This is a genomic window from Terriglobus sp. YAF25 (assembly GCF_052113305.1).
Taxonomy (GTDB): Bacteria; Acidobacteriota; Terriglobia; order Terriglobales; family Acidobacteriaceae; genus Terriglobus.
On the sequence record NZ_JBFRCY010000108.1, the window covers coordinates 1 to 8,779 of the forward strand.

At 58.0% G+C, this 8,779-nt stretch carries 7 protein-coding genes and 1 pseudogene; 4 read left to right on the plus strand and 4 right to left on the minus strand.

Going from position 1 to position 8,779, the window contains the following annotated elements:
* Positions 1–17: 17 nt before the first annotated feature.
* The 3 genes from AB4043_RS06285 to AB4043_RS06295 all read right to left on the minus strand — a co-directional run bounded on the left by AB4043_RS06285 (position 18) and on the right by AB4043_RS06295 (position 3,320).
* A complete protein-coding gene (locus AB4043_RS06285) occupies positions 18–857 on the minus strand; it encodes a hypothetical protein (RefSeq protein WP_442306686.1) in 840 nt (279 codons plus the stop codon).
* Complete coding sequence (locus AB4043_RS06290) at positions 821–1,387, minus strand: carboxypeptidase-like regulatory domain-containing protein (protein ID WP_442306687.1); 567 nt, start codon at positions 1,385–1,387, stop codon at positions 821–823. Before AB4043_RS06290 ends, AB4043_RS06285 begins: the two co-directional genes overlap by 37 nt.
* A 199-nt stretch (positions 1,388–1,586) precedes the next feature.
* Positions 1,587–3,320: a GWxTD domain-containing protein gene (locus tag AB4043_RS06295; protein WP_442301307.1), complete on the minus strand. Its 1,734-nt coding sequence runs from the start codon at positions 3,318–3,320 to the stop codon at positions 1,587–1,589.
* A gap of 220 nt (positions 3,321–3,540) precedes the next feature.
* Here AB4043_RS06295 and AB4043_RS06300 point away from each other — a divergent pair, with 220 nt between their 5' ends.
* Positions 3,541–4,926, plus strand: a complete 1,386-nt coding sequence (locus tag AB4043_RS06300; RefSeq protein ID WP_442306688.1) for an efflux RND transporter periplasmic adaptor subunit — start codon at positions 3,541–3,543, stop codon at positions 4,924–4,926.
* An 80-nt stretch (positions 4,927–5,006) separates the two neighbouring features.
* Positions 5,007–5,759, plus strand: a complete 753-nt coding sequence (locus AB4043_RS06305; protein WP_442301305.1) for an ABC transporter ATP-binding protein — start codon at positions 5,007–5,009, stop codon at positions 5,757–5,759.
* Positions 5,760–5,890: 131 nt separating this feature from the next.
* On the opposite strand, the pseudogene AB4043_RS06310 reads toward AB4043_RS06305, so the two are convergent.
* A pseudogene (locus AB4043_RS06310) lies at positions 5,891–6,622 on the minus strand (YoaK family protein); the annotation flags it as partial.
* A 169-nt stretch (positions 6,623–6,791) separates the two neighbouring features.
* On the opposite strand from AB4043_RS06310, the gene lpxD reads away from it, so the two are divergent.
* Both lpxD and AB4043_RS06320 read left to right on the plus strand, forming a co-directional pair.
* On the plus strand, positions 6,792–7,811 hold the full coding sequence (lpxD, locus tag AB4043_RS06315; protein ID WP_442301304.1) for a UDP-3-O-(3-hydroxymyristoyl)glucosamine N-acyltransferase: 1,020 nt from the start codon (positions 6,792–6,794) through the stop codon (positions 7,809–7,811).
* 33 nt (positions 7,812–7,844) lie between these two features.
* Positions 7,845–8,657 carry a response regulator gene (locus tag AB4043_RS06320; protein ID WP_442301303.1) on the plus strand — a complete coding sequence of 271 codons (813 nt, stop codon included), beginning with the start codon at positions 7,845–7,847 and terminating at the stop codon, positions 8,655–8,657.
* Positions 8,658–8,779 lie beyond the last annotated feature (122 nt).

Sequence of the window (8,779 nt, forward strand, 5' to 3'; positions counted from 1 at the left end):
ACTTTAGATTCTGGAGATTAGAAGGTAAACGCGAGCCCGGCCTGAAGCATGCGCGGCGACTGCGCCAGATAGAGGGTTCTGCCGTCGGAGGAGAGATACGGCTGATAGCCCTGCTCCAGCAGGTTGGTAACGTCGAGGAACGCCTCCATATTCTCGAGCCGGAGGCGGCGAATGCGAAGCGGCTGCCGTACAGACAAGCTCAGGTAGGGCTGACGGCTCATGGCTGAGAAGAGGTTCACAGGGGTGACCGTCTGCTCATTCTGCCAGCGATAGCTCGTACGAAGCTGTGTCCCCGAAGCTGGCAGCAGCGCCTTAATTCCCATTGCGGCCGATTTCGTGCGGCCGGCACGGAATCTGGTGACCGTCTGAGACGACGTTTGAGGTGCATTGACCACCGACAAGGCATCGCCGGTATTCACCTCGACTGTCGTCCAGATGCTCTGGCCTAGCTGTTCGCTGGCAAAAACACTCCAACCGACGGAGGTATACGGATCTCCCATCATCCGGGCGGTGCCGGTCGTTGCATCCGCCAGCATGGTTCCATGCGCCAGCTGAGAACCGGTAACAGGCCCAATACCGGCCACCATGGGCCGATCGATCGAATCCCGGTAGTAAGCCGTACGGATACTTCCTTTACCATTCCGGAGCGTCGCGGCAAATTGCTGGTGAGTACCGCGCTCCTGTAGCATGCGGTCTCCCTGTAGTACCGCAACCGGAAGAGGAGCATCGGCGGCATCGATATCGTCCGCGCTCTGCGTCTCGCGAGAGCGAGCCATGCGATAGCTCAGCACCAGCATGTCGCTGGGATGCATCGCCAGCTTTACGAAGGGACGGGCCTCAACGGAGGCTGCCCCCATACGTACAGCGCGGAGAGAGCTACCGACTTCCAGGGAAAGCAGTCTCCACTGGCTGCTTCAACCCGCGTATGGCTGACACGCCGCGGGGCCTCAGGTCCAGGAGAGATCAACACCACGTCCTGATCGCCTGCCAGGCGCAGAATCGGCCTGTTTRCCGCCGTACGCAGCGACCAGGTCCACTCATCGGCTGGTTCGTCCGGCTGGCGACGCTCAGCAGGAAGCCACCGGCTCTCCTCGAAGAGAGTCGTCAGCGTCAGGTTAACGATGGCCTGAGCACCGGCGCGAAGACGAAGATCGCCTCGCATCGACGGCAGAAACAAAACCGCACTTGCGCGTACCTGATATTTTCCAGGAGTGAGATTCCGGATAACGTAATGACCCTTTAGGTCTGTCACCGCCATTCCGGCAGGAGTGGCGTCCGGCAGAAGTGCCTGTACGAGGGCGCCCATCTGGGGAATCCCCTGGGCATCACGCACGATACCTGACACATCGGCCCCTTTGGGCTGCGCGACGGCAACGCCAATCGCCACTGGCATCAATACCAGAAGCAACGATACGGATTGGAGTCGGACTCGCTTCACTGCGCTTACACACGAAACACTGCGCCAGCCAATTCCAGAAAATCCGCGTCCCTGCTTAACACAGCCTGGACAGCGTTTTCAGGTTGCCTCTGCCGCCGATGCTCCTTGGGCCCAGCTATGCAGCTTTCCGGCTTCCTGACCTGCAATATTACTCCACAACAAACGGCGCTGACTCAGCAATTTGCTGCTTTGAGACGCCGTCATCCACCTTGATGGTTACCTGGTACTTGCCAGGCTGCAGGCTGGCAAGCGGGACACTTTTCTCCAACGTTACCTGGTCGGCATGCGGATTCAGCTTCGCTGTCTCCTCTGTCGCATCCAGAAGTGCTTTGTTATTCGATAGATCGGTGATCTGGTACTCGATCTTGGCGCTGTTGACCTTGCTCTTTTCGTCGATGCCAAGGTTGTAGACCTGCATCCAGAAATTCAGGCTCTGGTCGCGCTTGAAGGTAACCGGAACTCCGGAACCAGCCGAGACACGCGGGCGGATACGGGTATTCCCGATTACAAAGTTGCCGGTGCTGATCTCGTGAGTACTGACCCGCTCCATCTTGTCAGCCAGAATCAGGCTGGAGGCCGCCAGGCGGTCGTCGTCGAACTTCGGCACGTTTACGCTGCGCTTCCAGGTGCCGATGTGGTCAGGATTATTGACATCCTTGATCGCGATGTCCACCTTATATAGTCCCGGCTTCAGCGGCAGCGACTTCCAATACACCGAAACGTTGTCCTGGGTCTTCGGCAGCAGTTCGCTCGGAACCTGGATGCTGACCGTATCTTCGAAGGTCTGCACAACCTTGTGATTCAGGTTGGTTACGCGGCCAAGAATATTGACCGTACCCGTCGACACGCCATCCTTGTTGGAGAAGGTTACGTCGCGGTTCTTCACCTGAAGCGTCAGGGGAACAAGCACTGTCTCGTTCGTCACCTTCACGTAGTCCGTACGGACATCAAAGAGGAACGGAGGTCCGTTCAGAATGGTCGACTTGGTTAGATACTGTTCCAGATCCTTGAATTTGATCTGCGGAGCCGCCATCAGCTTCGCATACGTATTCAGACGGTCGAACTGCTTGGACTGGTTCATGGAGCTGCGGGGTCCGAGACCAAGCTGCTCCATACCGCCCTGCGTAAAGCGGTCGGTCTTGCTTCCCTGCCCCCACTGCTCATACAGCGTGAGACCGGCGCCGGGAACCATCTTCAGGGCGTCCTTTTCAGAACGGTCGATGGTCATGTGATAGTCGCCGCACATGCAGGTATCGACAAATTCGATATCGATGTTGTCGCCGACACCCTCAAGATAGCGGTAGTGCCAGGTCTCAAACGGGTAGGTCGAGGTGGAACCGCCGCCCTCATCGATGGGACGTTCATACTGTCCGCCCGATGGGTGCGAATCGATGCTGTCCGGTTTGCCGTAGGCAATATAGATATGGCCACGGTCGGTCTTCCAGCCAGGCTTACCGGCGGCGAAGTGCTCATTCGCGTAAGCGATGCGCTGGTAGTGCTCTTCGCGATATTCGTTGTCGGGCGAATCCGGGTTCGGATTACGGCGCTGCCAGAAGGCTTCGATGAATGCGTCGCGCTCTTCGTCATTCGAGAGCTGCTTGAACGCCTGCAGTTCCTCGTCCGTGATGATCCAGACGACGTCCTGATCGAGCCACTTCTTGTATTCGCCCTTGATTTCTTTCTTGAGGTCCTTCTGCTGCTGAAGGCGCTCGCGGTCAGAGAGACGACGCTTCAATGGGTCGGGATGCTCCACGACCTGCGGCTTGGCAGCAGGGCTATTGCTGTCACCGGACTGAGCGTCCTGTCCATAGGCGACTGCTCCTCCGACTGTCGCAGAAAAAACTAAACTTGCGCCGAGCAGAAGGAAACCACAGGTCTTCATAACGATGACAACACTCCGATGAGTTGTACGCCCCATTTTAGTGCGGTTTTCGACCGAACTCAACCTGCAAGGAGTACATCCGTTTGACGCCCCGCTGGTATGATGGTCACCATCCTTACCGGTAATGCGATTTGTGCATGGAGCTTTTTTCGAAACCATGAAACCAATCCGCATCCGGTTGCGTACTGAAGCTCTGCAGAGGTTCCCGCGAAAATCGCCCATGAGCGCAAAAAAAATCGTTGCCATTCTTGCTGTTGTCCTTGTTCTTGCGACTGTCGTCGTCGCTTCCATTGCGAAAAGCCGTTCCGGCGTTACACCGGTAGCCACAGCGAAGGTCACCCGCCAGGAGCTTGTCTCCATCGTGAGCGGTACCGGCCAGATCAAACCAAAGACCTATGTAAATGTCGGCGCCACCGCCTTCGGCCGCATTACGCACCTCTACGTGAAGGAAGGCGATCACGTGAAGAGGGGCCAGACGCTGGCGTCCATCGAGAGCGTTCAGCCTGAGTCGGCCGTTGCTGCCCAGACCGCGAACATCGCTGCGGCTAAAACCGATCTCAGCTCTTCGCAGGCCGCAATTAAGACCGCCGAGGCAAACGTCATCCAGGCAAAGGCTGATCTGACTCAGAAACGTTTTGATTACAACCGTTTTGAGCAGCTCTACCAGGAAAAACTCATCTCCAAGCAGGACTACGACGCCAAAAAGGCTGCCTACGAGGTAGCTGTTGCGACCGTGGCGCAGCGCGAGGCCTCACTGAACCAGTCGAAGGCACAGGCAGACTCCTCCGCCAGCAAGATTCAGCAGGCGGTCGCCAATCAGCGCGCCAACTTCGACACGCTGGATAAGACCGTCTCCCGTGCGCCCTTTGACGCCCTTGTCACCAACGTTCCCGTCCGTGAGGGCGAGACCATGGTTACCGGCATTCAGAACGCCCTCGGTTCCACCCTGATGACTCTGGCTGACATGTCGGTCATCACCGCGGAGGTTAAGGTCGATGAGACCGACATCGTGAACGTGAAGATGGACCAGACCGTGAACGTGACGATCGATGCGATGYCCGGCCGCAGCTTTAAAGGTCACGTTACCGAGGTAGGCGACCAGGCGCTGCTGCGCACCACCGGCATTGCTACCTCGCAGTCGACCACCGGCACCGAAGAAGCCAAGGACTTCAAGGTGGTCGTCACCCTCGACGAAGTCTCCGACGATCTGAAGCCCGGTCTCTCCTGCACCGCCAAGATCACAACGGCGAAGGTGGAGAACGCCCTCAGCCTGCCGATCCAGGCCCTGGTACAGCGCGACCCGGCCATTGAGAGCATCTACGCCGCCACAAAGAAGACCACCGAGGCGGCAACCAAAGCAGCAGGCCTCAAAGCCAACCCGATCCAGGGGGTCTACCTTCTGGAGCCCAAGAACGGCAAGCCGGCTGTGCGCTTTGTCCCAGTCGCTACCGGAGTTACCGGCGCAACCGAGATTCAGGTACTCTCTGGCCTCAAGGAAGGGCAGGAGATTGTAATCGGGCGCTTCAAAGTACTGCGAACTCTTAAGTCAGGCATGACCGTAAAGAGAGACAATACTCCGGAGACGCCCGCCGAGAGCGCCTCGTAGGTAACTCGTAGGTAGATTGGGGGAACCATTCCCCTCTTGCCAGCGTACAAGCACGCATACGACGATTGGAGAGTAACCACATGCTGACGGAGACCCAAGTGGAACCCACCCTGACCCCGAACGCCGAAGGTCCGCACGACGGAGAAGTCATCGTTACTGACGACCTGTGGAAGACCTACGTCATGGGTGAGCAGGAAGTTCATGCCCTCCGCGGCGTCAACCTCCGCATCCGTCACAACGAATACGTTGCGATTATGGGTCCCTCCGGTTCCGGCAAGTCGACCTTCATGAATCTGATCGGCTGCCTGGACTCGCCAACGCAAGGCCGATACTGGTTGAACGGACATGATGTCTCCCAGCTCGACGATGATGAGTTGGCTCGCATCCGCAACAAAGAGATTGGGTTCGTCTTTCAAACCTTCAACCTGCTGGCCCGCGCGACGGCACTCCACAATGTCGAGCTGCCGCTGATCTATAACGGCACGCCGGCTGCGGAACGCATCGAACGCGCCAAGCAGGTGCTGGAGTCTGTCGGCCTGGGGACCCGTATGGAGCATAAGCCGAACGAGATGTCCGGCGGTCAGCGTCAGCGCGTCGCCATCGCACGAGCTTTGGTCAATTCACCTTCCATCATCCTGGCCGACGAGCCGACCGGTAACCTCGACTCCAAGACCGGCGATGAGATCATGGCGCTGCTCGATGAGTTGCATGCCCGCGGCAATACGATCGTCCTGGTCACGCATGAACCGGATATCGCCGACTTCGCGCATCGTATCGTCACCATCCGCGACGGTCAGATCGCCAGCGACAATGAGAGCAGCCGGGTTCGCTAAGACGCAGGCATTTTCAGGACAAAGGGTGGGCCGATGGCTCACCCCTTTGTTCTGCTCCCTGCGATGACCCCACATGAGCTTCGCGTATGTGGGGCACCGGCTATGGCTGCTGAGAATTTAGACCGTCACCGCAGCCGCTGCCGCAGGTCATCCGTGATCGGAACCACCGCCAGAAGCACCAGAACAAATGCCAGCGGAAGTGTCGAGATATACCCCACCTGCTGAAACGAGATCGCTCCCGCCAATCCGCCCAGGAAAAATAGACCCACCAGGCCGATAAGAATCCGCAGCTTGGCTATGTCTCCGGTAACGGGATCGTCTTTATGCCGGCTCCAGTAGAGGAACTTCCCCAGCTCGATGCCGGCATCGGTCACCATGCCGGTGACATGCGTCGTGCGGATCTCTGCCCGCGAGAGCTTGGTGATGATCGCATTTTGCAGTCCCATGATGAAGCACAGCAGCACGACCGTTCCGGAGACAAAGAACCATTCATGCCGTACCAGGCGATTGCCCATGATGCCGAAGCACAGCAGCAGCATGGCTTCAAGCATGAGGGGAAAGGCATATTGGCTGTGCAGATTGCGCCGCCGTCCCCAGTTGACCAGCAACGCCGTGCAAGCCGCGCCCATAAGGAACGAGGCCAACGATCCCAATCCGGCTAACGCCAGTCGCACTTGATGGATGGCGAGGTTGTCGGCGATCGACGAAACGATGCCCGACATGTGGGAGGTGTACTGACCTACCGCAAAGAGGCCACCGGCATTGGTGGCGCCGGCGACAAATGCCAATAGAAAAGCGAGCCTGAGATTGAAGATCCGGTCTCGGTCCTTCCCTGTCAGCCGCCTGAGAAATGGTATTGGCACCGTGCGATCTTCCCCGCATCCATTAGAGCATTTTCCCTATTTGGCAGGCCCGGAAGGAGTGTGCAGCGGCGTTTTCATCGCGGAAAACGCCATAGATACGGAAGCCCTGCTCTACACCTACAGGGAAACGCTCTATCCAACCTTTCGCCTAACTTCTACAATTTCCAGCATGAAACTCTTAGCCATTGCAGAGGCGCTTAACGCCACGCTTGTCGGCGATGGTGATGTCGAGATCACCGGTCTGGCAGGAATCGAAGAAGCAGGCCCTGGCGATCTGACCTTTGTCGCCAACCCGAAGTATGCGTCCGCCGCCCGCACAACCAGCGCCTCTGCCGTGCTGGTGGATCCTAAGTTTCCAGAGATCGAAGCGGCAACATTGCGGACCGCAAATCCGTATTACGCCTTCGCCCGCGCAATCGAGCTCTTTTACACCCCTCCTCGGTATGCGCCGGGAGTTCACCCTACAGCCGTCATCGATCCAACCGCAACCATCGGCGAAGGAGCGCATATCGGCGCCTACGTGGTCGTCTCTGCCGATGTGACCATCGGCGACCACGCCACGCTGCTGCCTCATACGGTGATCTATCCGGGGGTGACGATCGGTGACCATTTTTTCGCACATGCCCATGCCGTCGTACGGGAGGATTGTGTCCTGGGTGACCACGTGACCCTGCAAAACGGCGTCGTTCTGGGAGCCGACGGCTTTGGATTCGCGAAAGACAGCGCCGGGAACTGGCACAAAATTCTGCAGTCGGGCCCGGCAGTCGTGGAGGACTACGTCGAAATCCAGGCAAATGCGACGGTGGACCGCGCCTCGATCGGTGAAACCCGCATTAAAACCGGGGCAAAAATCGACAACCTGGTACAGGTAGGCCACGGTTCCTCGGTCGGAGAACACACATTGTTGTGTGCGCAGGTTGGCCTTGCGGGATCCACCAGAGTTGGGAAAAATGTCATCCTTGCCGGACAAGTAGGTGTTGCAGGTCACCTCCATGTGGGCGACAATGTCATCGCTACAGCACAGACCGGTATTCCGAGCGATGTGCCGGCGGGTAAAGTGGTCTCCGGATATCCAGCCATCGATAACCGACAATGGTTGAAATCTGCCGCGATCTTCAACAAGCTCCCCGAAATTATTCGAGAACTAAGAGGAAAGAAAGAACTTTCCGATACCTCCGGCAACCAGTAAGCAACACCGGGTCTCTAAGGAAGGGAGACACCGATGGCCAACGACACAATGGACGAACTCCAGCAGGAAGTTTCCGCGCCCACGCTGGTACGCGTGCTTTTGCTGGATGACGAACCGGCAAACCTGCTGCTGCGTACCGCTATCCTTCGCAAGAATGGGTACCACTGCCTTCCTGCCTCAACGGTAGAGGAGGCCAACGAACTCCTGGACCAGATTGACGTCGCGGTACTGGACTACCACCTCGGCCATGGCAAGTTTGGCACCGAGGTCGCCATTGAGCTGCGGCGCCGCCGGCCGGAGGTCCCAATTGTCATCCTCTCGGCCACTCTGGAACACCGCTTTGGCGGACCGGAAGATATGCACCTGCTCAAGGGCTACTCCTCTGTCGACGATCTTCTACATGCTCTTGCATCCTTTTCAGCAAAGCGCCGGGGAAAGCCGGTCGTGGTCGATGCGCGTGACTTCTTTTACGAACGCATCTCCATGGCGCTGGGCGATGACATTCTGGTGCAGATTCTGGATACCGACGGGACCTGGCAGTACGTCAACGAAGCCGCGGCGGACTATCTAGCCCATCCGCGAGAATGGTTTCCAGGCCGCAACATGTTTGTCGAGATGCCCAATCTACTGCGCGACTGGCGCAGAGTGATTGCGACCGTCTCGACCACACGCGAGACATATATCGACCGTACCCGCCGGGGGCTGCTCTCGGTTCCAAAACCTGATGAACGGCCGGGGACCTGGTCCATTCTCGCGTTCCCGATGACCCTCCACTCGGGAGAGACCGGTGTGGTTCTAACGGCGCGAGTTCTTGAACGAAGCACGATGTCGAACGGCGCCGCTTGAGCGAGGGCGTGTCATCCAACTCCTGTCGTCAGAGCATTTCCCCTGTTGCTGGGTATCCCGGCAGTGTCGTGCAGCGGCGTTTTCATTGCGGAAAACGCCCATAGATGCGGAAGCCCTATATG

What these genes read in the sequence shown, in the direction of transcription:
- AB4043_RS06285 (WP_442306686.1), bottom strand. Translation starts at nt 857, where the DNA reads ATGGGGGCAGCCTCCGTTGAGGCCCGTCCCTTCGTAAAGCTGGCGATG.
- AB4043_RS06295 (WP_442301307.1), bottom strand. Translation starts at nt 3,320, where the DNA reads ATGAAGACCTGTGGTTTCCTTCTGCTCGGCGCAAGTTTAGTTTTTTCT.
- AB4043_RS06305 (WP_442301305.1), top strand. Translation starts at nt 5,007, where the DNA reads ATGCTGACGGAGACCCAAGTGGAACCCACCCTGACCCCGAACGCCGAA.
- lpxD (WP_442301304.1), top strand. Translation starts at nt 6,792, where the DNA reads ATGAAACTCTTAGCCATTGCAGAGGCGCTTAACGCCACGCTTGTCGGC.
- AB4043_RS06320 (WP_442301303.1), top strand. Translation starts at nt 7,845, where the DNA reads ATGGCCAACGACACAATGGACGAACTCCAGCAGGAAGTTTCCGCGCCC.